This is a genomic window from Synechococcus sp. R6-10, assembly GCF_047461815.1.
Taxonomy (GTDB): domain Bacteria; phylum Cyanobacteriota; class Cyanobacteriia; order Thermostichales; family Thermostichaceae; genus Thermostichus.
In genome coordinates, this window is record NZ_JANSHW010000589.1 from 1 (window position 1) to 1256 (window position 1256).

The following is a 1256-nucleotide window of genomic DNA, read 5'->3' on the forward strand; positions in this document are numbered from 1 at the left end:
TTGATGGAGCTGCGGCAAGTAACAGCGTTGGGTCAGGATGCAGTTCTTGTCCCCAGCGAAGAAGTTTTCGATAACTTGGATTTGGAGGGCCTGAGTCGCGTGGTTGGCAGCGAGGTGGTAACCGAGGAAGGGATCCGCCTCGGCAAAGTTAAGGATTTTGAGTTTAACTCCGTCTCCGGCATCATCACGGGCTTGGTGCTCTCCAACCTTGGCCTCACCTTTTTACCTGGCTTTATCCTCAGCACCTATCTGCTCTCCACTGACGAGATTGTCTCTGTGGGCGGGGATCGCCTTATTGTTGCCGATGGCGCTGAGACCCGCCTAACCCAACTGGCCAAGGGGATTTTGGAAACCCTGGGAATCGGCAAGCCCCCTTGGGAAGCCGGAGTTAGCCCTGCTCCTGCCCTGCCCAGTGCTGTCGAGAGTTCCGCCGTCGAGGAAGATTACGAAGAAGAATACGACGAGGAATACGAAGCCGAAGAAGAAGACGTTTACGCAGAAGAAGAGCCTGAACCTGAGCCGCAGCCTGTGCGTCCTCGTCCACCTGAGCCCGCACCCGCCCCCGAACAACCGGCTTGGGAACAGGAGTATGCCAAAGAAGAGGCCCCTCCTTCTGAGCCTGCCCCTCCTCCTTCCAGCTCCACTCCTGTGGATGGTGATCCCTGGGAAGATAAGGCCGGGGAGCCCACTTAAGTTGCCGGACTCGTACCAACTCCCCTTTCCCCTCAGGGAAGTGGCTGGGGGTGGTCGCGTCAGCCGAGAGTACGGTCGTTCCCCCTGATGTCAGGGCTGCTTCTTGCGTCAATCTCCCACTTTTTTCTGCCAAGGGGCAAAGGGATCCCCCATCTGTCTATCCCGGCAGGGCAGGATCGGCTTCGGCCAAGAAGCGCAAAGCCACCGACAAAAAGGTCTGCGGCGCTTCAATGTGCGGAAAAGCAGCTCCTGGCAACCGGTATATCGGCACCTCCGGGCGCAAGGTGCGATATCGCTCTGCCTGTTCTGGGCCGGTGAGGCGGTTCTGTTCTCCCCAGACCAGAACCATGGGCTTGGTCACCACGCGAAAGTCGTCTTCGATGGGCAAGTTGAGCTTGCCGGTGAGAAAAGAACGGGGGGCAAATTGAGCCCCCGCTTGGTGAGCTGCCCGGTAATAGTAGTCCACCACCGCCTCATCCAGGGCGTAGCTGGGGGAGCATGACTCTAGTCAATAATAAGCTCAACTATACTGAAAATAATGTATAATATGTTCAGTACGGATT

At 57.1% G+C, this 1256-nt stretch carries 2 protein-coding genes; one reads left to right on the plus strand and one right to left on the minus strand.

All coding sequences use genetic code 11. The features are described 5' to 3' along the window. Nucleotides 1-693, plus strand: a 693-nt coding sequence (locus NW837_RS14195) for a PRC-barrel domain-containing protein (protein WP_414332240.1), incomplete at its 5' end; no start/stop codon positions are given. Nucleotides 694-850: 157 nt separating this feature from the next. On the opposite strand, the gene NW837_RS14200 is transcribed toward NW837_RS14195, so the two are convergent. Then, the gene (locus NW837_RS14200) at nucleotides 851-1162 is read right to left on the minus strand and encodes an alpha/beta fold hydrolase (protein WP_414332241.1); all 312 of its coding nucleotides are present in this window, start codon (nucleotides 1160-1162) and stop codon (nucleotides 851-853) included. Between the last annotated feature and the right edge of the window lie 94 nt (nucleotides 1163-1256).